The organism is Bradyrhizobium sp. UFLA05-112, from assembly GCF_053572325.1.
The window spans coordinates 1-20,569 of sequence record NZ_JBANBK010000101.1 but is presented as its reverse complement, the minus strand read 5'-3'; the positions used below and the strand labels follow the sequence as shown (position 1 = coordinate 20,569).

The following is a 20,569-nucleotide window of genomic DNA, read 5'->3' as shown; positions in this document are numbered from 1 at the left end:
TTGAAGCTCGTTCGTCTCAGTCGATGATGAAGCCAAAATCGCCCTGGTAACCGGTGACGGGATCGATGTGGTGCGCGATGCCGTAGAGACGGTTCATGCGGCCGAGCAGCGCCGACTGCGAATCCGATGGCGGCGCAAACCCGTCATTGGGCCGGGACAGCTCCTTCTGCGCGACCGCGCGCACGACATAGGGCGTCACGATCACCATCAGCTCGGTTTCGTTGTTCACGTAGTCCTGGCTGCGGAAGAGTTGACCGAGGATCGGGATCTGGTCGAGGCCGGGCAGGCCGTTGATCGCCTGCTTGGTCTGCTGCTGGATCAGGCCGGCCATCGCCATCGAGCCGCCCGACGGAATCTCGAGCGAGGTCTCGGCGCGGCGGGTCTGGATCGAGGGGATCGTGACGGAGCTCGTCGTGCTCGAGGAGATCGACTGCGAGACGGTGATCGCGTTGGTGTTCGACAGCTCCGAGACCTCGGTCATCACGCGCAGGCTGATGCGGCCCTCGCTCAGCACCACGGGCGTAAAGTTCAGGGAGATGCCGAACTTCTTGTAGGAGATCTGCGTGGTGCAGACATGCGTGACGGGATCGCAAGCGTAGCCTCCCGGAATCGGGAATTCGCCGCCTGCGATAAAGGTCGCTGATTCACCCGAGATAGCGGTCAGGTTCGGCTCGGCCAGCGTCTTCACGACACCGGCGCTTTCCATGGCGCGGATGGTTGCGGCGACCGTGACCGATCCCTTGGAGAGGGCGCCCAGCCCAAGCCCGTTGCCGCTGACCAGGGGCCCGCCACTCACCGTGAACGGGTTGGAATTGTTGAAGTTCACGACCGCCGTGCCGGCATTCAGGCTGGCGCTGAGATCGACGCCCATCTGCTTGATGATGTCTCGGCGCATCTCGGCGACCACGACCTTCAGCATCACCTGGTCGCGGCCGCGCACGACGATGTTGTTGACGACCTTGTCGGCGTTACCGACCAGTTTCGCGGCGACGTCGCCGGCCTGCTGAGCCTCGACCGGGCTCGACACCGAGCCCGTCAGCATGACGCCGTCACCGACGCCTTCGATCTGGACGCCCGGCATCGACTGCCGGAGCGCGGCGCGCACGCCGTTGAGGTCGCGCTTCACCGCGATGTCGTAGGCGGCGACCTGCTGGCCGTCGGACGAAAAGAACACGACGTTGGTCTGCCCGACCGCGCTGCCGATGATGTAGGCGCGCTGTGCGGAGCGGATCACGGCGTTGGCGATCTTGGGATCGGCGACGAGCACGTCCTTCACCTCGCGCGGCAGGTCGATCACCACCGACTTGCCGACGCCGAGCGCGAGGAAGCGTGTCCTGGCCGGAGCGATCGTTGCGACCGGTGACACGCCGAGGTCAGGCGCCTGCACCGGGGTCTGGTCGCCGACCGGTGCGTCCGCCGCGATCGCCGGTGCTGCGGCGAGGCCGAGCATCAGCATGATCCCCATCCCGAAAGAACGCGCGCGATTCCCCCGAATGCGCAGCGCGTTCCGATACTCCCCACTCTTCATCCCGGGTATCCCCATCACTTCTGTGACGATGTGCTTGAAACGCCGTAACGAACAACGTTCACGCTGGCTCCCCGCTTCGCGGGTTGTTCGTCGTCGGATTTGTCGGCGACCTTGGCGTCGGCGATGCTGCGCAGCGCCAGCGTCAGTTGGCCGGTCTGCCGCGAGCGGGCCAGCGTCTCGGCCTGCTCGGGCTTCAATTCGAGCGTCACCGTCTTGCCGACGACGCTGTTCTGTCCGTCCTTTTCCTTCGGTGCCTGGTCGATCGCCAGCACGCGGATGTTGGACAGGATGATTTCGGTGGACACGACATCGGCGCCGCCGTTGGCGCCCGCGTTCCTGTCGCGCCGGGTGAGAAGCACGTCGACCCGGTCATTCGGCAGGATGAAGCCGCCGGCGCCGGTCTCGGCGGAAATTTCGGTCGAGATCGCCCGCATCCCTGAGGGCAGGATCGCGGCCATGAAGCCCGAGCCGTCGGCCTTCACCAGCTTCTGCTCGCGGATCGGCTCGCCCTGCATCAGCGGCGTGCGCGCGATCGAGCCGGCAATTTGGCTCACGGCGTCGGGACGGTCTTCGCGGTGGATGAAGCTGCCGCTCGCGGCAGACGCCGGCCAGGTCTGCCATTGCAGGTCTTCCTGCTTGACGGTCTGGCCAAGGCCGATGTCGGATTTTGCGACGAGAACCTCGACCGTGGGCAGCTGCACGGCCACGGGCGCTGCCGCAGGTGCCGGCCTGTTGTCATAGCTGCTCGCCAGATACGCGGCGATGCCGCCTGCGCCGAGCGCGATGATGAGGACGACGATGCGTGCGGTATTCATACGCTGCTACTCTTACGCGGGATGCTCGAACCGCACGTGGCGGGGTTCCCCGTCGTCGATGAGTAGGCAGTAAAAGTATAAGGGGTGTTGCGAGGCCGAATGTGATCGCCGGTCACGCAGCGGGTTTTGGCTGCATGGTGAACGCCGCGTTATTCGGAAAGAAATAACTCCGTAGATTCACGCAAGGGAAAAGGGGTTTTGTGTCTGTGCGTGACGCGACATGGTGAACGCGTGGTTAGCTCGCGAGGAGAAAGCTTGTTGCGACGGAGCAAGGCGATCTTCCCTCGATGTCGTCCTGGCGTAAGCCAGGACCCATTACCCCAGCGAAATGTTGCAGCAGGAGGTGATGGCCACAGCCGCTCTCAAGACGAACCTTTGGGGTAATGGGTCCTGGATCGGCGCTCGCTCTGGACAAACGCTGCGCGTTTGCCAGGAGCTCGCTTGTCCAGGACGACATGAGAGAGTTACAGCGCGTGCGGATTACTTGCTTCGCTTCTGCTCGATCACGTCCCAGATCTTCGCCGCGACGTCCGGCCCGCCGAGCCGGGAGATTGCGCGAATACCGGTGGGCGAGGTCACGTTGATCTCGGTGAGCCGGTCGTTGATCACGTCGAGGCCGACGAACAGCAGGCCGCGCTCGCGCAGTGCCGGCCCGACCGTTTCACAAATCTCGCGTTCGCGCGGGGTGAGGTCGGTTGCTTGCGCTGCGCCGCCGCGCACCATGTTGGAGCGGAGATCGTCGGGCGCCGGGACGCGGTTGACGGCGCCGGCGAACTCGCCGTTGACCAGGATGATGCGCTTGTCGCCGTGCTTGACCTCGGGAATGAACTGCTGGATCACCCAGGGTTCTTTGAAGGTCACCGAGAACATGTCGTAGAGCGAGCCGAAATTCATGTCCTGCGGCATCACGCGGAACACGGCTGCGCCGCCGTGGCCGTGCAGGGGCTTCATCACGACGGCGCCATGCTGCTCGCGGAAAGCGTTGATCTCGTCGAGGTCGCGCGAGATCAGCGTCGGCGGCATCAGCTGCGGAAAGTTCATCACGAACAGCTTTTCCGGCGCGTTGCGCACGCTCGCGGGGTCGTTGACGACCAGCGTCTTGGGATGGATGCGCTCCAGGAAATGGGTCGAGGTGATGTAGGCGAGATCGAACGGCGGATCCTGGCGCAGCAGCACCACGTCAAAGCCGCTCAGCGCCTCGCGCCTGGGCTCGCCGAGGGTGAAGTGATTGCCGGGCTCGTCACGCACGGTCAGAAGCTGGACCGGTGCGACCAGCTCGTCGCCAACCTGCGACAGCTTGTCGGGCGTATAGTAGGACAGCCCGTGGCCGCGCTTCTGCGCCTCCAGAAGCAGCGCAAAGGTGGAATCGCCGCGGATGTTGATGCGGGCGATGGGGTCCATCTGGACGGCGACGTTCAGTTTCATGGGCTGCCTTTCAGGTCGAGGCGTCGAATGCCGCCAACACATGGCGCGGAAGTGACCGCGGCGCAATCAGCATGGCGTCAAATCGCAATTCAAATTCGGCATGCTCGGGATGCGCTGCAAGCCACCCTTGTGCGGCATCGATGATGCGCTGCTGCTGGCGCGGCGTCACGGCGAAGGCGGCCTCATCGAGGCTGGCGCGGGCCTTGACTTCGACGAAGGCGATCAGGTTGCGCCGGCGCGCCACGATGTCGATCTCGCCATGCGGCGTGCGGAAGCGTCGCGCCAGAATGCGATAGCCCTTGGCGATCAGGAAGGCCGCGGCGCGGCTTTCCGCGGAAATGCCGGTCTGGAACGCGGCGACACGTTCGGGCGAGGGGAGTTTTGGCTCGGCGGGCCGGGCGCCGTCAGTCTTCGCCATCATCGCCCCGCAAATTCTTGTGCAGATCCTTGTGCAGATTCTTGGCGAGTTCGAGCGCGCGGGCATAGACCTCGCGACGCGGCCGGCCGGAGAGCTCGACCGCATGCGCGACCGCGTCCTTGAGGCTGCTGATCGCGAGCTGTTCGCGCAGCAGCTCGTCGAGCGCATCCGGCGTCATCTCCTGCGCATCTGAAGCCGGCGGGCCGATGACCAGCACGAATTCGCCACGGGTCTCAAGCTGATCGGCCCGGCCGGCGAGCTCGCTGAGGGAGCTGCGCGAGATCTCCTCGTGCAGCTTCGTCAGCTCGCGGCAGATCGCGGCTTCGCGATTGCCCATGACGTCGGCGAGATCGGCCAGCGTCTCCTGCACGCGATTGCCGGAATCGAACAGCACCAGGGTCGCGTCGATACGGGCGAGCTCGCTGAGCCGCTTGCGGCGCGCGGTTGATTTGGCCGGCAAAAAGCCTTCGAAGAAGAAGCGGTCGGTCGGCAGCGCCGCGACCGACAAGGCTGCCAGCACCGAGGACGGGCCGGGCAGCGCGTAGACCGCGTGGCCCGCGGCAGAGACTTCGCGCACCAGCTTGAAGCCGGGGTCGGAGATCAGCGGCGTGCCGGCATCGGAGACCAGCGCGATCGAGCCGCCCTGCGCCAGCGCCTGCAGGATCTTTGGCCGCGCAGCCTCCGCATTGTGCTCGTGATAGGGTTTGAGCTGCGCGGCGATGCCGTAACGCTCGGTCAACCGCCGCGTGATCCGGGTGTCCTCGCAGGCAATGATGTCGACGCCGGCGAGCGTCTCGAGCGCCCGCAGGGTGATGTCGCCGAGATTGCCGATGGGGGTGGCGACGAGGTAGAGGCCCGGCGCCGCCTTGCTGGCTGAAAAGTGATGGGTGCCAATGGCAAAACCGCGCGCGGCGGGTTCCGCCGCACCTTCAGGCGTATTTATCGGGGCGGCTTTTGCGCGCATAATGGATACTTAAAGGGAGAGACGCGCTTGCGCCATATTCGCGGCGAAAAGCCCGCGTTGGTGCAGCCCGGCAAAATCGGCGGACAGCTTGCCATCGTGAAGGGGCGGCCGCGTTAAGCGGTTATTATCCTTTTGTTTTGGTTAACTATTTGCCGACAATATGCTGCAATCCGCGTCCTCCCTTGCGGAGGTGAAGTCCTGACTGGGCCTGGATAGGCTGGTCGTTACGAAGAGCTGCCATGCCGGGCCCGCGCTACCCCAAGTCTCCCACCTCCGGGCCCCGATTGTCGGGAGCGACCCGGCGGAGCGCGCTCGGGCTCCTGCTCGGCGCGCCCTTGCTCTCGGCCTGCACCGGCGTGCAGCAGAGCCTCAGCCAGTTTTCCAATCCGTTCAGCTCATCCTCCCCTCAGCCGGGGCCTGCCGGGCCGCAGCAGCAGGCCACCACCGCCGGCACCGGCGGGGTGAAGGTCGGCCTGATCCTGCCGCTGTCGGCCGCCGGCAATGCCGGGCTCGCCGCGCAGTCGATGCGCAACGCCGCCGAGATGGCGCTCGCCGAATTCCAGAACCCGAACGTCCAGCTCCTGATCAAGGACGACAACGGCACGCCGCAGGGCGCGCAAGGCGGCGCGCAGCAGGCGGTCGACGAAGGTGCGGAGATCATTCTGGGGCCGTTGTTCGCCCAATCCGTGCCGGCCGTTGCGCAGGTCGCGCGCTCGCGCGGCATCTCGGTGATGGCATTCTCGACCGATGCCAGCATCGCCGGCCGCGGCGTCTTCCTGTTGAGCTTCCTGCCCGAGTCGGACGTCAACCGCATCGTCGAATATTCCGCCAGCATCGGAAAACGCTCCTTCGCGGCGCTGCTGCCGGAGAATGCCTATGGCAACGTGGTGGAGGCGGCCTTCAAGGCGGCGGTGCCGCGGCGGGGCGGACGCGTGGTTGCGTTCGAGAAATTCGGCGGCGATCGCGCCACCCCGGCGCGCAACGTCGCGCAGGCGCTCGGCAGTGCTGACGCGCTGTTCATCGCCGATGACGGCGATTCCGTCGTTGCGGTGGCCGATGCCCTGACCGCTGCCGGCGCCAACCTGCGCAACATCCAGCTGCTCGGCACCGGCCTGTGGGACAATCCGCGCGTCTATGCCAGCCAGGCGCTGCAGGGCGGTCTTTACGCCGCGCCGGACCCGGCGGGCTTTCGCGCCTTCTCCGGCCGCTACCGCACGAAATATGGCGCCGAGCCGGTGCGTACGGCGACGCTCGCCTATGATGCGGTGGCGCTCGTCGCTGCGCTGGCGCGCACGCAAGGCACCACGCGCTTCTCGCAGGACGTTCTCACCAATCCGTCCGGCTTCGCCGGCATCGACGGCCTGTTCCGCTTCCGCGCCGACGGCACCAACGAGCGGGGATTAGCGGTGATGAAGGTGACCACCGGCGGCGGCGTCGCGGTCGCAGGCTCGCCGAAGAGTTTTGGGGCGTAGCCGCAAGTGGAGCTCTCGTAGGGTGGGCAAAGGCGCTCTTCGCGCCGTGCCCACCATATCTCCACGATTGCGACAGAACACGATTGCGACAGAAGAGGTGGGCACGCTTTCGCTTTGCCCACCCTACGACATCTCGCTACGCCGCGAGATCCGCAACCACCGCATCCAGCACCGGGAATCCGCTGCTGGTCACGCGCAGGCGGCCGGTCGTGTCGACGGTGATGGCACCTTCCTCACGCAGAAGCGCGATGCGGCGGGGATCGAGCGGGCGGCCGGCGAGCGCGGCATAGCGCTTGGGATCGATGCCTTCGGCGAGGCGCAGCCCCATCAGCAGGAATTCGTCGGCGCGCTCCTCGCTGTTGAGGAGCTCGTCGGTGACGACGCCGTCGCCATTGGTCTCGACCCGCATCAGCCAGGCTTCGGGACGCTTCTCGGTGGCGGTCGCGTGCCTGATGCCGTCGATGTCGAGCCGGCCATGGGCACCGGGACCGATGCCGGCATATTCCTCGCCGCGCCAGTAGACCAGATTGTGCCGGCACTCGGCGCCACGGCGTGCGTGATTGGAAATCTCGTAGGCGGGCAGGCCGAGCTTGTCGCAGGTCTCCTGCGTGACGTCATAGAGCGCGCGCGCGACCGCCTCGTCCGGCGTCTTCAGCTTGCCGGCCTGGTGCAGTCCGAAGAACGGCGTGCCTTCCTCGATGGTGAGCTGGTAGAGCGACAAATGCTCGGCGGCTTCGTCGATGGCATGGCGGAGCTCACCCTCCCACATCGCCGGCGTCTGGTCCGGGCGCGCGTAGATCAGGTCGAACGAGTAGCGGTCGAACGAGCGGCGTGCGATCGCAACCGCATCCAGCGCCTCGCGCGCGCTGTGCAGGCGTCCGAGCATCTTCAGCGAGACATCGTCGAGCGCCTGCACGCCGAGCGAGACGCGGTTGACGCCGGCGGCGCGATAGCCGGCAAAGCGCGTCGCCTCGACGCTGGTCGGGTTGGCTTCCAGCGTGACCTCGACATCGCCAGCGACGCGCCAGTGCTTGCCGATCGCCTCTAGCACGGCGCCGACGGTTGCGGGCTGCATCAGCGACGGCGTGCCGCCGCCAAGGAAGATCGAGGTAACCTCGCGGCCGGGGGCGCGCGCGGCCGTTGTCTCGATCTCGCGGGCGAAGGCGTTTGCGAAGCGCGCCTCGTCGATCGCAGCGTGGCGGACATGGCTGTTGAAGTCGCAATAGGGACACTTCGACAGGCAGAACGGCCAGTGCACGTAGACGCCGAAGGCGTCCCTGTCAGCGCGGCTCAAGGCAGATCTCCGCAAGTTTCACGAAGGCGCGGGCACGGTGCGACAAGCCAAGGCCCAATGGCGGGAGGCCGTGCTTCTCGATGCTTTCCATCTCGCCAAAGGTGCGCGTGTGGCCGTCGGGCAAAAACATCGGGTCGTAGCCGAAGCCGGCGGTGCCGCGCGGCGGCCAGACCAGCGTGCCGTCGACGCGCGCCTCGACTTCCTCGAGATGATCGTCGGGCCAGGCGACGCAGAGCGCGGAGACGAAATGCGCTTTGCGCTTGTCCGGCGCGGTCGCGCCGCGCTCCCTCAACAGGCGCTCGATCTGCGCCATCGCCGCGGCAAAATCCTTCTTCGGGCCCGCCCAGCGCGCACTGTAGATTCCCGGTGCGCCGTCGAGGGCGTCGACCACGATGCCGGAATCATCGGCGAAGGCCGGAAGCCTCATTGCCTTCGCGGCGGCGATGGCCTTGATCGCGGCATTGCTGCGAAAGTCGTGGCCGGTCTCCTCGGGCTCGTCGAGGCCAAGTTCGCCCGCCGAGACCGCCTCGACACCGTGCGGCGCCAGCAGCTCCCGCATCTCGGCAAGCTTGCCGGGATTATGGGTCGCGATGATGAGCTTGCCTGTGATTCGCCGGTGCATGGCCTATTGACTACGCCACCGCCATTTTCTGCAAGTCCACGAGACGCGCGACACCCTTGCGGGCCAGCGCCATCAGCGACAGGAACTCCTCCTGCGTAAACGGCTCGCGTTCCGCGGTGCCCTGGACCTCGATGATGCGGCCATCGCCCGTCATGACGAAATTGGCGTCGGTCTCGGCCTCGGAGTCCTCGGCGTAGTCGAGATCCAGCACCGGTGTGCCCTGATAGATGCCGCAGGAGATCGCGGCGACGTTGTCGCGCAGCACGTTGGCGTTGATCATGTTGCGCGTCTTCATCCAGTTGATGCAATCGGCCAGCGCCACCCAGGCGCCGGTGATCGAGGCCGTGCGCGTGCCGCCGTCGGCCTGGAGCACGTCGCAATCGACCGTGATCTGACGCTCGCCGAGCGCTTCGAGATCGACGATGGTGCGAAGCGAGCGGCCGATCAGGCGCTGGATCTCGACGGTGCGGCCGCTCTGCTTGCCGGCAGAAGCCTCGCGGCGAGTACGTTCCGAGGTCGCACGCGGCAGCATGCCGTATTCGGCGGTGACCCAGCCGCGGCCCTGACCCTTCAGCCACGGCGGCAGGCGCTCCTCCAGTGTGGCGGTGACGAGCACATGGGTGTCGCCGAATTTCACCAGGCAGGAGCCTTCCGCATATTTGACCACGCCGCGCTCCAGCGTCACGGGGCGCAATTCGTCGGGCGCACGGCGGCTTGGCCGCATGGGAAATCCTCCAAAACTCGCAGGGAAAAGGCTGTTCGCGGTGCTTGTAGGAGGGGGAAGGGGGCCCGGCAAGGGCTTTTCCCCCGGGGGCAACGAAACGCCGTCCGGGGATTGGCCAAAGACGCGCTTGTCAGGGGCCTTCTGGATGGACAAATTATGTGCATCTGAGAGGAGTTACCGTCTGTGGCCCATCACGATCCGATTCATCTGATCGCGCCGCGCGCGGGCCTCGCCCAGCTCAACGAGCGTTCCCGCGACATCTTTCGCCAAATCGTCGAGAGTTATCTGGCGACCGGCGAGCCGGTCGGCTCGCGCAATATTTCCCGCTTGATCGCGCTGCCGCTGTCGCCGGCCTCGGTGCGCAACGTCATGGCCGATCTGGAACAGCTCGGCCTGATCTACGCCCCGCACACCTCCGCCGGCCGGCTGCCGACGGAACTCGGCTTGCGCTTCTTCGTCGATGCCCTGATGCAGGTCGGCGAGCTCAACGAGGCCGAGCGGCAATCGATCCAGAGCCAGCTCACGACCGTCGGCCACGCCCAGTCGGTCGAGGCGGCGCTGGAGGAGGCGCTGACGCGGCTGTCGGGCCTCACCCGCGCCGCGGCCGTAGTCTTGACGCCGAAGTCCAATGCGCGGCTGAAGCATATCGAATTCGTCCGCCTGGAACCGGAGCGGGCGCTGGTGATCCTGGTCGGCGAGGATGGCCAGGTCGAGAACCGCGTGCTGACGCTGCCGCCCGGAGTTCCGTCCTCGGCGCTGACCGAGGCGTCAAACTTCCTCAATGCCCGCATCCGCGGCCGTACCCTCGCCGAGGCGCGGCTGGAGCTGGAAACCGCACTCGGGCAGGCCCGAGCCGAGCTCGACCAGCTCACCCAGAAGGTGATCGCGGCGGGCATCGCGAGCTGGTCCGGCGGCGAGAACGAGGACCGCCAGCTCATCGTGCGCGGCCACGCCAATCTGCTCGAAGACCTGCATGCGCTGGAGGATCTCGAGCGGGTGCGGCTGCTGTTCGACGATCTCGAGACCAAGCGCGGCGTGATCGACCTGCTCGGGCGCGCCGAGACCGCGGAGGGCGTGCGCATCTTCATCGGCTCGGAGAACAAGCTGTTCTCGCTGTCGGGCTCCTCGACGATCATCTCGCCCTATCGGGATGCCGCCGGTCATATCGTCGGCGTCTTGGGCGTGATCGGGCCGACGCGGCTGAATTATGCCCGCGTGATCCCGACCGTGGACTATGCCGCCCGTATCGTCAGCCGCCTTCTGGGTGGCTGACGCCCGTTTTCGCCTGATCACGGGTGCTTGATTTTCGCGCTGCAAAGCACGATATCCCGGCGAGAAAAATCCCTTGAGACGAGTTCGAGAAGGCAGCCGATGACCGAGCAAGACCGGCAACCCGAAGACACGACTGCGCCGACCGGCGAGCCCGTGGTGTCGAAGCCCTACATCATGCCCGACGATCCGGAACCCGGCTCGGTCGAGGTCTTGCAGAAGGAAGCCGCTGAGGCGCGCGACCGCATGCTGCGGACGCTGGCCGAGATGGAGAATTTACGCAAGCGCACCACCAAGGAGGTCGCCGACGCGCGCCTCTACGGCATCACGGGTTTTGCGCGCGACGTGCTCGACATCGCCGACAACCTCCAGCGTGCGCTCGATGCGGTGCCGGCCGAGGCGCGTGCCAATGCCGATCCCGGCCTGACCGCGCTGATCGAGGGCGTGGAGCTCACCGAGCGCTCGCTGCTCAACGCGCTGGAAAAGCACGGCGTGAAGAAGTTCGACCCCTCGGGCCAGAAGTTCGATCCGAACTTCCAGCAGGCGATGTTCGAGGTGCCCGATCCGTCGGTGCCGTCGGGCACGGTGGTTCAGGTGGTCCAGGCCGGCTACACCATTGGCGAACGCGTGCTGCGCCCGGCTCTGGTCGGCGTCGCCAAGGGCGGCGCGAAAGCCGCTGCCGCCGCCAACAACAACGAGTCGAACGGCGCGGCGTAAGCCGCGCTTCGCCACGCACACAAACCTGAACCCTCATCCTGAGGAGCCGCGGAACGCGGCGTCTCGAAGGATGAAGGCCCCGCTGCTGCAGCTCGGCCTTCATGGTTCGAGACGGCGCTTCGCGCCCCTCACCATGAGGGTCAAATAGCTTACGCCGTGGCCGCGATATCCGCAGACTGGATCCGCTTCACGCCGGCCTTGGCCATGTCGGCCCACGCTTTGGCCAGCGAGCCCTGATTGTCGATGCCGCGGCAGGCGTCTTCCACCACATAGACTTCGAAGCCGGCCTTGCGCGCGTCGAGCGCGGTCCAGGCGACGCAGAAATCGGTGGCTAGCCCTGCGACGAAGACGCGCTTGATCTTGCGCGACTTCAGATAGGCGGCGAGGCCCGTCGATCTCTTGCCGTCGGCTTCCAGCAAAGCCGAGTAGCTATCGACGTCCTTGTGAAAACCCTTGCGGATGATGAGCTCGGCCTGCGGGATCGACAGATCCTTCGACAGCGCCGCGCCGTCGGTGCCCTGCACGCAATGGTCGGGCCACAGCACCTGCTTGCCATAGGGCAGGTCTATGGTCTCGAACGGCTTCTTGCCGGAATGGACCGAGGCAAACGACACGTGCCCCGGCGTGTGCCAGTCCTGCGTCATCACGACATTGGCGAACGTTTTTGCGATCTTGTTGATGATCGGCGCCACCTGCTCGCCCTCCTTCACGGCGAGGCTGCCACCGGGCAGGAAGCAGTTTTGCACGTCGATCACGAGCAGCGCGGAGGCATCGTCGGGCTTGATCGCCGTCGCCGCCCAGAGCTTGCTTGAAACGAGGCTCGCGAGAGCAACAGTGGAAACGCCCGCGAGTACTTTGCGCCGATCCAGTATCGTACGTCTTCCCTCCAGGATGAACCAGGAAGGAAAGCGTAGTTCCATTAGTATACGAACAAAAGCTCGAAAATGCGGCCGGCTTTGGTGAGAAATCGAGCTTGAGCCGAGGGCTCGGTGCTCCTCTCCCGCCTGCGGGAGAGGTCGGCGCAAGGCGCCGGGTGAGGGCTCTATCCTCTTGGGGGTTCTCGATTGTGGAGACACCCTCTCCCCAACCCTCCCCCGCGAGCGGGGGAGGGAGCGCACTGTCCATTGTGGAGACAGTCAGCCTTTGGGCTGGATGCCGTCGCGCACCGCGCGGAAGCGCGTGAAGGCCTCCGACCACTGGTCGCGCGGGGCGCTGGCGATGATGCGCAGCGACGTGCCGCCGCCGAAGCGGATCCACTGCACCACCGTGACCTGGGTCTTGTCCTTGCCGCTGACGCCGTCGAGCCGGGTTTCGATGGCCGGCTGGCCGTTGACACGGATCGGCTCGGACATGGTGATTCTGGACTCGCGCATGCCGGGGATCTGCATCGCCGCCTCCTGCGCGAAGCGGGCGCGATCATCCGGCTGCTGCGGCGTTGCACCGATCAGGCCGATGATCATGTACGGCTTGGGCTCGAAGCCCGTGGTCTCGTCGCCGTCGGCGAGCACGATGCTGGCGCCCGGCGACAGCATGCGGACGTTCTTGAAGTCGGCGAGATCGGTGATCCTGAACGGCATCTGCGCGAGCTGCTCGTCGACCGGCACCTCCTTGCGCGTGACGGCGGTGGCGAACATCTGCCGCACCGCGTCGTCCGAGTAGATCTTGGTGGCGTTCTCGGGGACCTGCACGGCGACATAGCCGGAGAAGCCGGTGCCCGGCACGATCATCGAATAGCGCTTCACCGTTGCCGTGCCGGCCTTGCCGGTCTCGACGGTGTAATAGGCAAGGCCCGCCGGCGTCTCGATCTTGTCCGGCTTGATGCCGCCAGCGCCGCCGGGATTGGCCTTGAAGGCGTTGGATACCTCGCCATAGGCGTCGGGCGGCAGCTCGGTGACCAGCACCTTCACGCCTCCGTCCTCGCTCTCGAAGCCCGGAAAGGTCTTGGCCTGGGAGAGACCGATCAACGGCACCATGCCGACGCGCAGGCCCGGCGGGAAGATGGCATCGGCCGCAAGGGCCGGAACGGCGGAGGCAATGAGGACGGCGAGCGCGGCGAGGGGGCGTATCAATTTCATGGCTAGTCTACTTGGTCCACATTGAGGCCGTTCGATGGTGGGCCGTCGGGCCCCTTTGTCGCGCGGGGCGTGGCCCCTGGCGGCGCTGTCCGGCCGCCCGGACTTTTAACGGGTTTGGCTGCGCCGTAACAGGGTGGGGCGCACCGCCGGGCATGGTCCGGCTGACCGCTGAACCCGTTAATAAACCCTCACCGTCAAGGGCCTCCAAAGGCCGATATGATCTTCCAAAACCCAATGTTTTCGCGGCTGAAACTTGCGTTCGGTCCTTGCGGGCCCCTCCCCCCCTCCTATATGAGCCTCAACCATCGCAATATCGCGGATGTTTGATCTTAGGGGGTTTTGGATCGGGTGCCTTCTGGGCCCAACCAACCTGCCGCAATAAAGAAGGATATCAGGACCATGGGAAAGGTCATTGGGATCGACCTCGGCACCACGAATTCGTGCGTCGCCGTAATGGATGGCAAGAACGCCAAAGTCATCGAGAATTCCGAAGGCATGCGCACGACGCCTTCGATCGTCGCCGTCACGGACGACGGTGAGCGCCTCGTCGGCCAGCCTGCCAAGCGCCAGGCCGTCACCAATCCCGAGCGCACCTTCTTCGCAGTGAAGCGCCTCATTGGCCGCCGCTACGACGACCCGATGGTCGAGAAGGACAAGAAGCTCGTTCCGTACAAGATCGTGAAGGCTTCCAACGGCGACGCCTGGGTCGAGGCCGACGGCCAGACCTACTCGCCCTCGCAGGTCTCGGCGTTCATCCTGCAGAAGATGAAGGAGACCGCGGAAGCCCATCTCGGCCAGAAGGTCGACCAGGCCGTCATCACCGTTCCTGCCTACTTCAACGACGCCCAGCGCCAGGCGACCAAGGACGCCGGCAAGATCGCGGGCCTTGAAGTGCTGCGCATCATCAACGAGCCGACCGCGGCTGCGCTAGCCTATGGTCTGGACAAGACCAAGGCCGGCACGATCGCCGTGTACGACCTCGGCGGCGGCACGTTCGATATTTCGATTCTCGAGATCGGCGACGGCGTGTTCGAGGTGAAGTCGACCAACGGCGACACCTTCCTCGGCGGCGAGGATTTCGACATGCGCCTCGTTGGCTATCTCGCCGACGAGTTCCAGAAGGAGCAGGGCATCAACCTGCGCAACGACAAGCTCGCCTTGCAGCGTCTGAAGGAAGCCGCTGAAAAGGCCAAGATCGAGCTGTCCTCGACGACGCAGACCGAGATCAACCTGCCGTTCATCACGGCGGACCAGACCGGGCCGAAGCATCTGACCATGAAGCTCACCCGCGCCAAGTTCGAGGCGCTGGTCGATGACCTCATCCAGAAGACCGTCGAGCCCTGCCGCAAGGCGCTGAAGGATGCCGGCGTCACCGCCGGTGAGATCGGTGAAGTCGTTCTGGTCGGCGGCATGTCGCGCATGCCGAAGGTCCAGGAAGTCGTGAAGCAGCTGTTCGGCAAGGAGCCGCACAAGGGCGTCAACCCCGACGAAGTCGTCGCGATCGGCGCTGCGATCCAGGCCGGCGTGCTCCAGGGCGACGTCAAGGACGTGCTGCTGCTCGACGTCACCCCGCTGTCGCTCGGCATCGAGACGCTGGGCGGCGTGTTCACCCGCATCATCGACCGCAACACCACGATCCCGACCAAGAAGAGCCAGGTGTTCTCGACCGCCGAGGACAACCAGAACGCGGTCACCATCCGCGTCTTCCAGGGCGAGCGTGAGATGGCGGCCGACAACAAGATGCTCGGCCAGTTCGACCTGATGGGGATTCCGCCGGCCCCGCGCGGCATGCCGCAGATCGAGGTGACCTTCGACATCGACGCCAACGGCATCGTCAACGTGTCGGCCAAGGACAAGGCGACGGGCAAGGAGCAGCAGATCCGCATCCAGGCCTCCGGCGGCCTGTCGGAAGCCGACATCGACAAGATGGTCAAGGACGCCGAGGCCAATGCCGCGGCCGACAAGCAGCGCCGCGAGGCGGTCGACGCGAAGAACCATGCCGACGCACTGGTGCACTCCACCGAGAAGGCGCTGGCCGAGCACGGTTCGAAGGTTGCCGAGACCGAGCGCCGCGCCATCGAGGATGCCGTCAGCGACCTCAAGGAAGCGCTGAAGGGCGATGATGCCGAGGCGATCAAGGCCAAGACCAACACGCTGGCCCAGGCTTCGATGAAGCTCGGCGAAGCCATGTACAAGCAGCAGGCCGAGGCCGACGCCAAGAAGGATGCTGCCAAGGACGACGTCGTCGACGCGGAATTCACCGAAGTCGACGACGACAAGAACAACAAGAAGTCCGCTTAAAGCCCGCGAGGGTCATGATGCGGATGGCTTGGACCCATAACGCGACGGCCCTCCCCCGACAGGGGGAGGCTTTCGCGCCGGGCCAAACGGGGCGCCTCCCCGTTACGATCGATCAACTCCCAGCCGCTATTCTGAACGCTGCTTTGCAGTCCTCTGCCGCAAGGCGCGAGGGCGCTCGTATCGTCGCGTGGCGACGTTGTTTCACCCCGACGTGAACTGCGACTAGACCGGGTTCAACATGTCCACCAAGCGCTGCTATTACGAAACCCTCGAAGTCGAACGCGACGCCGACGATTCCATCCTGAAATCGTCCTTCCGCAAACTGGCGATGAAATTCCACCCCGACCGCAATCCCGGGGACGACAGCAGCGAAGTCCGCTTCAAGGAAATCAACGAGGCCTATGAGGTCCTGAAGGACAAGGACAAGCGCGCCGCCTACGACCGTTATGGCCACGCGGCCTTCGAGCAGGGTGGCGGCTTCGGCGGCGGCGGCGCCGGTTTCGGCGCAGGCTTCGCCTCCTCCTTTTCGGACATTTTCGAAGACCTGTTCGGCATGGCCGGACAGCGCGGCCGTGGCGGCCGCGAGCGTGGGGCCGACCTGCGCTACAACATGGAGATCACGCTCGAGGAAGCCTTCGGCGGCAAGACCGCGCAGATCGAGATCCCGGTCTCCGTCACCTGCGAATCCTGCTCGGGCACCGGCGCCAAGGCCGGCACCAAGCCGAAGACCTGCTCGACCTGCGCCGGCGCTGGCCGCGTGCGGCAGTCGCAGGGTTTCTTCACGCTGGAGCGCACCTGCCCGGGCTGCCAGGGCCGCGGCCAGATGATCGAGGACGCCTGTCCGTCCTGCGCAGGGCAGGGGCGGGTCACGCGCGAGCGGACACTGTCGGTCAACATTCCCCAGGGCGTCGAGGACGGCACGCGGATCAGGCTCGCCGGTGAAGGCGAGGCGGGGGTGCGCGGCGGTCCGGCCGGCGACCTCTACATTTTCCTGTCGCTGTCCCAGCACCAGTTCTTCCAGCGCGATGGCGCCGATCTGCATTGCCGCGTGCCGATCTCGATGGTCACGGCGGCCCTTGGCGGCGAGTTCGAGGTGCCGACCATCGACAAGGGCAAGTCCAAGGTGAAGATTCCGGCCGGAACCCAGTCCGGTCGCCGATTCCGCATTGCATCAAAGGGCATGCCGGTGCTGCGCTCGCGCCAGATGGGCGACATGTACGTCCAGGTCGCCGTCGAGACACCGCAAAACCTCACCAAGAAGCAGCAGGAATTGCTGGCCGAGTTCGAAAAGCTCTCCTCCGGCGCGACCCAGCCGGAATCCGTGGGCTTCTTCGCCAAGGTCAAGGATTTCTTCGGTAATCGGGCGAATTGACGCGGCTTGACCGTATCGTTCGCGGCCTATACGTCTCTATGACCATTTTTTGACACGCCGCGGCGACGCGGTCCCGTCCGGTCCTGACATGCCCATGCAATCGTCCGTGCGCGCGTTGAAGAAGCCCCGTCTCGACGACGAGGTACGCTTTCTCCGGTCGTGGATTGAAAAGCCGCTCCACATGGGGGCGGTGATGCCGTCGGGCCGGCTGCTCGCCCGCACCATGGCGCAATATGTCGATGTCGATTCGGACGCACCGGTAGTCGAGCTCGGACCCGGCACCGGCGCCATCACCAGTGCGCTGGTCGAGCGCGGCATCGACCAGAAGCGTCTCGTCCTTGTCGAATACAATCCCGGCTTCTGCGCGCTGCTGCGCGACCGCTATCCGCAAGCTACGGTGGTGCAGGGCGATGCCTACCGCCTGCGCGACACGCTCTGGAAAGTGCTGAGCGCGCCCGCCTCTGCCGTTGTGTCCGGCCTGCCGCTGGTCACCAAGCCGATGTTCACGCGCCTGAGGCTGATTCGCGATTCCTTCGCCGCGCTCGCGCCCGGCTCGCCTTTCGTGCAGTTCACCTATTCGGTGGTGCCGCCGATCCCGAAATCGCTGCCCGGCGTGTCCACAGAGGCCTCGGAACGGATCTGGATGAACCTTCCGCCGGCCCGCGTCTGGGTGTATCGCAAAGACTAATTCCGCCGGCTTTCGTCTTCGCGCGGCGGACCCTTTTCGCCGAACGCGTTTTTCTGGATGCCCGCACCCAAGATCCTGGTCATTCCCGGCTCGCTGCGCACCGGCTCGCACAATGCGAAGCTGGCGGCGGTCGCCGCCTATGAATTCGCCCAGGCCGGCGTCGACGTCACGCGCATCTCGCTCGCCGACTTTCCACTGCCGATCTATGACGAAGACCTGTATGTGAAGTCCGGCGTCCCGAAGCACGCGGTCAACCTAAAGCGCATGATCGGCGCGCATCAGGGGATCCTGATCGTCACGCCGGAATACAACGCCTCCGTGCCGGCGCTGCTCAAGAATGCGATCGACTGGATCAGTCGCGTCCAGGACCCACACGAGAGGCGCGGCGAAGTTTTTCGCAACCGTGCTTTTGCGATCGCCGGCGCATCTCAGAGCAGGCTCGGCGGCGCGCGTGCGCTCCAGGCGCTGCGATTGATCCTGACCTCGTGCCACGCCAATGTGATTGCCAGCCAGCTCGCGCTCGCCTTTGCCGACCAGGCCTATGACGATATGGACAGGCTGAAGAACGAGGGCGATATCGCCGCGTTGCAGGACCTGGTGCGGCAACTGATCGACATTTCCCAACGCATGATGTGAGGTGACATGACGCAAGCCGAAATCGCCCCCCGCGACCGCCTGATCGTCGCGCTCGACCTGCCGAGCCCGGAGCTGGCGGAGGCGATGATTGATCGGCTCGGCGACAGCGTTACCTTCTACAAGATCGGCTATCGGCTCACTTATGCCGGCGGCTTGCCGCTGGTCGGCAAGCTCGCGGACCGCGGCAAGAAAGTGTTCCTCGATCTCAAGCTGCATGACATCGGCAACACGGTGATGCAGGGCGTCCAGAGCATCAGCAAGCTCGGCGCGACCTTCCTTACCGTGCACGCCTACCCGCAGACCATGAAGGCGGCGGTCGAAGGGCGTGGGTCGTCCGCCCTGAAGATTCTCGGCGTGACCGTGCTGACCTCCTACAATGACGATGATCTGCATGCGGCCGGCTACCGGATCGGCGTCTCCGAGCTGGTCGAGGCGCGCGCGCAGCAGGCGCAGGTGCTCGGCGTCGACGGGCTCGTCTGCGCGCCCGAGGAAGCCGGTAGCCTGCGCAAGATCGTCGGTCACCAGATGAACCTCGTCACGCCCGGCATCCGTCCCGCAGGCGCGGCGACCGGCGACCAGAAGCGCATCATGACGCCGGGACGCGCGATTGCCGCGGGCGCCGACTATCTCGTGGTCGGACGTCCCATCGTCGAAGCCACAGATCCCAAGGCGACTGCCGAGGCCATCCAGGCCGAGATCGCGCAGGCGTTGACCTGAACATCACAAGGAGAAGAAGAATGGCAGCAAAAGGCTACTGGATCGGGCGCGTCGACGTGCACAATGACGAGGGCTACAAGCCCTATGCGGCGGCGAACCTCGCGATCTTCAAGAAGTTCGGCGGACGCTACGTCGTTCGCGGCGGCAAGCTCACCAGCGTCGAGGGCCAGAGCCGCGCACGCAACGTCGTGATTGAATTCCCCGACTACGAGACCGCGCTCGCCTGCTACAACTCGCCGGAATACCAGGCCAACATCAAGGTGCGCCAGCCGCATTCGATCGCCGACCTCATCGTCATCGAGGGCTATGACGGCCCGCAGCCGTAGGCAGGCAGTGTCATTCCGGGGCGCCCGAAGGGCGAACCCGGAATCTCGCGCCACAACTTCGGGATTCCGGGTTCGGCTCTGCGAGCCGCCCCGGAATGACGGCGGGCTTGCGTGTCCCCCTCGGTTGCCGGAACAGCGTCCCCCCGCTACAACGGGCCCGGAAGAGGATCATACCATGTCCGACATGCGCTTGATTGTTGCGGGAGCCGGCGGCCGGATGGGCCGGACGTTGACGCGTGCGATTTCCGAGACCGAGGGCGCGGTGCTGGCGGGCGCGCTCGAAGCGCCGGGCTCGGAACTCCTGGGCAAGGATTCCGGTGTTCTCGCGGGGCTCCCGGCCAATGGCGTGCAACTCTCGGCCGATCTCTGGGCGATGTCGGCAGAGGCCGATGGCATTCTCGACTTCACCGTGCCGGCCGCGACCATCGCCAATGTCGCGATCGCCGCGCAGCGCGGGCTCGTTCATGTCATCGGTACAACCGGTCTTTCGGCGTCGGATGACGCGGTGATCAAGAGCGTCACCAACCGCGCCGTTGTCGTCAAATCCGGCAATATGAGCCTCGGCGTCAATCTGCTCACTGCGCTGGTCAAGCGCGTGGCGCAGTCGCTGGGCGACAACTTCGATATCGAAATCGTGGAAACGCACCACCGTGCCAAGGTCGACGCACCCTCCGGCACGGCTCTGATGCTGGGCGAAGCCGCAGCGAGCGGTCGCGGCATCTCGCTGAGGGATCATTCGGCCCGCGGCCGCGACGGCATCACGGGCGCGCGCCGCTCCGGCGACATCGGCTTTGCCTCGCTGCGCGGCGGCACGGCGGCCGGCGATCACAGCGTGAGCTTTCTCGGCCCCTTCGAGCGGCTGACACTGTCGCATCACGCCGAGGACCGCATGCTGTTCGCCCATGGCGCGCTGAAGGCGGCGCTGTGGGCCCATGGCAAGAAGCCGGGCCTCTACTCGATGGCCGATGTGCTCGGCCTGGGCGATAACTGAACGAACGGAAAGCAGGAATGAGCGAACGTCTTCTCGTGCTCGTGCGGCACGGCCAGAGCGAATGGAATCTGAAGAACCTGTTCACGGGATGGAAAGATCCCGGTCTCACCGAGCAGGGCGTTGCCGAGGCCAAAGAAGCCGGCCGCAAGCTGAAGGCGAAAGGCCTCGTCTTCGACGTTGCGTTCACCTCGGTGCTGACGCGCGCCCAGCATACG

The 20,569-nt window shown here is 65.6% G+C and carries 21 protein-coding genes; 11 read left to right on the top strand and 10 right to left on the bottom strand.

The genetic code is table 11. The annotated features are described in order from the left end of the window. Window positions 1-16: 16 nt before the first annotated feature. The 5 genes from SO180_RS36710 to rsmI all read right to left on the bottom strand — a co-directional run bounded on the left by SO180_RS36710 (window position 17) and on the right by rsmI (window position 5,150). The gene (locus SO180_RS36710; protein ID WP_449383680.1) at window positions 17-1,528 is read right to left on the bottom strand and encodes a type II and III secretion system protein family protein; all 1,512 of its coding nucleotides are present in this window, start codon (window positions 1,526-1,528) and stop codon (window positions 17-19) included. A 14-nt stretch (window positions 1,529-1,542) separates the two neighbouring features. Then, window positions 1,543-2,343 (bottom strand): Flp pilus assembly protein CpaB, encoded by an 801-nt coding sequence (gene cpaB, locus SO180_RS36705; protein ID WP_449383679.1) that lies wholly within the window; start codon window positions 2,341-2,343, stop codon window positions 1,543-1,545. A 480-nt stretch (window positions 2,344-2,823) separates the two neighbouring features. After that, window positions 2,824-3,768: a glutathione synthase gene (gene gshB, locus SO180_RS36700; protein ID WP_449383678.1), complete on the bottom strand. Its 945-nt coding sequence runs from the start codon at window positions 3,766-3,768 to the stop codon at window positions 2,824-2,826. 10 nt (window positions 3,769-3,778) lie between these two features. Next, a complete protein-coding gene (locus SO180_RS36695; RefSeq protein WP_449383677.1) occupies window positions 3,779-4,186 on the bottom strand; it encodes a YraN family protein in 408 nt (135 codons plus the stop codon). Beyond that, on the bottom strand, window positions 4,173-5,150 hold the full coding sequence (gene rsmI, locus SO180_RS36690) for a 16S rRNA (cytidine(1402)-2'-O)-methyltransferase (protein WP_449383676.1): 978 nt from the start codon (window positions 5,148-5,150) through the stop codon (window positions 4,173-4,175). Before rsmI ends, SO180_RS36695 begins: the two co-directional genes overlap by 14 nt. Window positions 5,151-5,389: 239 nt before the next feature. Between rsmI and SO180_RS36685 the strand changes: the two genes are divergently transcribed. After that, window positions 5,390-6,622: a penicillin-binding protein activator gene (locus SO180_RS36685; RefSeq protein ID WP_449383675.1), complete on the top strand. Its 1,233-nt coding sequence runs from the start codon at window positions 5,390-5,392 to the stop codon at window positions 6,620-6,622. 136 nt (window positions 6,623-6,758) lie between these two features. Here SO180_RS36685 and hemW read toward each other — a convergent pair whose 3' ends face one another. Genes hemW through rph form a run of 3 tightly spaced genes read right to left on the bottom strand, consistent with a single transcriptional unit; the run spans window position 6,759 to window position 9,262 of the window. Continuing rightward, the gene (gene hemW / locus SO180_RS36680) at window positions 6,759-7,916 is read right to left on the bottom strand and encodes a radical SAM family heme chaperone HemW (protein ID WP_449383674.1); all 1,158 of its coding nucleotides are present in this window, start codon (window positions 7,914-7,916) and stop codon (window positions 6,759-6,761) included. Beyond that, window positions 7,903-8,538 carry an RdgB/HAM1 family non-canonical purine NTP pyrophosphatase gene (gene rdgB, locus SO180_RS36675; RefSeq protein ID WP_449383673.1) on the bottom strand — a complete coding sequence of 212 codons (636 nt, stop codon included), beginning with the start codon at window positions 8,536-8,538 and terminating at the stop codon, window positions 7,903-7,905. The genes hemW and rdgB overlap by 14 nt, the downstream gene beginning before the upstream one ends. A 10-nt stretch (window positions 8,539-8,548) precedes the next feature. After that, window positions 8,549-9,262, bottom strand: coding sequence for a ribonuclease PH (gene rph / locus SO180_RS36670; protein ID WP_449383672.1), 714 nt, complete (start codon window positions 9,260-9,262; stop codon window positions 8,549-8,551). A 183-nt stretch (window positions 9,263-9,445) separates the two neighbouring features. Here rph and hrcA point away from each other — a divergent pair, with 183 nt between their 5' ends. Continuing rightward, the gene (gene hrcA / locus SO180_RS36665) at window positions 9,446-10,534 is read left to right on the top strand and encodes a heat-inducible transcriptional repressor HrcA (protein WP_027525143.1); all 1,089 of its coding nucleotides are present in this window, start codon (window positions 9,446-9,448) and stop codon (window positions 10,532-10,534) included. A 99-nt stretch (window positions 10,535-10,633) separates the two neighbouring features. Then, complete coding sequence (gene grpE, locus SO180_RS36660; protein WP_449383671.1) at window positions 10,634-11,248, top strand: nucleotide exchange factor GrpE; 615 nt, start codon at window positions 10,634-10,636, stop codon at window positions 11,246-11,248. 149 nt (window positions 11,249-11,397) lie between these two features. Here grpE and pncA read toward each other — a convergent pair whose 3' ends face one another. After that, window positions 11,398-12,120 (bottom strand): bifunctional nicotinamidase/pyrazinamidase, encoded by a 723-nt coding sequence (gene pncA, locus SO180_RS36655; protein WP_449383686.1) that lies wholly within the window; start codon window positions 12,118-12,120, stop codon window positions 11,398-11,400. Window positions 12,121-12,384: 264 nt separating this feature from the next. Continuing rightward, window positions 12,385-13,323 carry a hypothetical protein gene (locus SO180_RS36650; protein WP_449383670.1) on the bottom strand — a complete coding sequence of 313 codons (939 nt, stop codon included), beginning with the start codon at window positions 13,321-13,323 and terminating at the stop codon, window positions 12,385-12,387. Between the two features lie 399 nt (window positions 13,324-13,722). Between SO180_RS36650 and dnaK the strand changes: the two genes are divergently transcribed. The 8 genes from dnaK to SO180_RS36610 form a co-directional block, all read left to right on the top strand. Further along, on the top strand, window positions 13,723-15,624 hold the full coding sequence (gene dnaK / locus SO180_RS36645; RefSeq protein WP_212372928.1) for a molecular chaperone DnaK: 1,902 nt from the start codon (window positions 13,723-13,725) through the stop codon (window positions 15,622-15,624). Between the two features lie 238 nt (window positions 15,625-15,862). Then, entirely contained in the window at window positions 15,863-16,996 is a 1,134-nt protein-coding gene (gene dnaJ, locus SO180_RS36640; protein ID WP_449383669.1) for a molecular chaperone DnaJ, read from the top strand. A gap of 88 nt (window positions 16,997-17,084) precedes the next feature. Further along, window positions 17,085-17,684 (top strand): class I SAM-dependent methyltransferase, encoded by a 600-nt coding sequence (locus tag SO180_RS36635; protein ID WP_449383668.1) that lies wholly within the window; start codon window positions 17,085-17,087, stop codon window positions 17,682-17,684. 57 nt (window positions 17,685-17,741) lie between these two features. Next, window positions 17,742-18,320, top strand: a complete 579-nt coding sequence (locus tag SO180_RS36630; RefSeq protein WP_449383667.1) for an NADPH-dependent FMN reductase — start codon at window positions 17,742-17,744, stop codon at window positions 18,318-18,320. Window positions 18,321-18,326: 6 nt separating this feature from the next. After that, entirely contained in the window at window positions 18,327-19,037 is a 711-nt protein-coding gene (gene pyrF, locus SO180_RS36625) for an orotidine-5'-phosphate decarboxylase (RefSeq protein ID WP_449383666.1), read from the top strand. A 20-nt stretch (window positions 19,038-19,057) separates the two neighbouring features. Next, window positions 19,058-19,363 (top strand): DUF1330 domain-containing protein, encoded by a 306-nt coding sequence (locus SO180_RS36620; protein WP_449383665.1) that lies wholly within the window; start codon window positions 19,058-19,060, stop codon window positions 19,361-19,363. A gap of 175 nt (window positions 19,364-19,538) precedes the next feature. Continuing rightward, window positions 19,539-20,354, top strand: coding sequence for a 4-hydroxy-tetrahydrodipicolinate reductase (dapB, locus tag SO180_RS36615; RefSeq protein WP_449383664.1), 816 nt, complete (start codon window positions 19,539-19,541; stop codon window positions 20,352-20,354). Between the two features lie 17 nt (window positions 20,355-20,371). Continuing rightward, window positions 20,372-20,569: 2,3-bisphosphoglycerate-dependent phosphoglycerate mutase (locus SO180_RS36610; RefSeq protein ID WP_449383663.1), on the top strand; the 198-nt coding region annotated here is incomplete at its 3' end.

What these genes read in the sequence shown, in the direction of transcription:
- SO180_RS36710 (WP_449383680.1), bottom strand. Translation starts at nt 1,528, where the DNA reads ATGAAGAGTGGGGAGTATCGGAACGCGCTGCGCATTCGGGGGAATCGC.
- cpaB (WP_449383679.1), bottom strand. Translation starts at nt 2,343, where the DNA reads ATGAATACCGCACGCATCGTCGTCCTCATCATCGCGCTCGGCGCAGGC.
- gshB (WP_449383678.1), bottom strand. Translation starts at nt 3,768, where the DNA reads ATGAAACTGAACGTCGCCGTCCAGATGGACCCCATCGCCCGCATCAAC.
- SO180_RS36695 (WP_449383677.1), bottom strand. Translation starts at nt 4,186, where the DNA reads ATGGCGAAGACTGACGGCGCCCGGCCCGCCGAGCCAAAACTCCCCTCG.
- rsmI (WP_449383676.1), bottom strand. Translation starts at nt 5,150, where the DNA reads ATGCGCGCAAAAGCCGCCCCGATAAATACGCCTGAAGGTGCGGCGGAA.
- SO180_RS36685 (WP_449383675.1), top strand. Translation starts at nt 5,390, where the DNA reads ATGCCGGGCCCGCGCTACCCCAAGTCTCCCACCTCCGGGCCCCGATTG.
- rdgB (WP_449383673.1), bottom strand. Translation starts at nt 8,538, where the DNA reads ATGCACCGGCGAATCACAGGCAAGCTCATCATCGCGACCCATAATCCC.
- rph (WP_449383672.1), bottom strand. Translation starts at nt 9,262, where the DNA reads ATGCGGCCAAGCCGCCGTGCGCCCGACGAATTGCGCCCCGTGACGCTG.
- grpE (WP_449383671.1), top strand. Translation starts at nt 10,634, where the DNA reads ATGACCGAGCAAGACCGGCAACCCGAAGACACGACTGCGCCGACCGGC.
- SO180_RS36650 (WP_449383670.1), bottom strand. Translation starts at nt 13,323, where the DNA reads ATGAAATTGATACGCCCCCTCGCCGCGCTCGCCGTCCTCATTGCCTCC.
- dnaK (WP_212372928.1), top strand. Translation starts at nt 13,723, where the DNA reads ATGGGAAAGGTCATTGGGATCGACCTCGGCACCACGAATTCGTGCGTC.
- dnaJ (WP_449383669.1), top strand. Translation starts at nt 15,863, where the DNA reads ATGTCCACCAAGCGCTGCTATTACGAAACCCTCGAAGTCGAACGCGAC.
- SO180_RS36635 (WP_449383668.1), top strand. Translation starts at nt 17,085, where the DNA reads ATGCCCATGCAATCGTCCGTGCGCGCGTTGAAGAAGCCCCGTCTCGAC.
- SO180_RS36630 (WP_449383667.1), top strand. Translation starts at nt 17,742, where the DNA reads ATGCCCGCACCCAAGATCCTGGTCATTCCCGGCTCGCTGCGCACCGGC.
- pyrF (WP_449383666.1), top strand. Translation starts at nt 18,327, where the DNA reads ATGACGCAAGCCGAAATCGCCCCCCGCGACCGCCTGATCGTCGCGCTC.
- SO180_RS36620 (WP_449383665.1), top strand. Translation starts at nt 19,058, where the DNA reads ATGGCAGCAAAAGGCTACTGGATCGGGCGCGTCGACGTGCACAATGAC.
- dapB (WP_449383664.1), top strand. Translation starts at nt 19,539, where the DNA reads ATGTCCGACATGCGCTTGATTGTTGCGGGAGCCGGCGGCCGGATGGGC.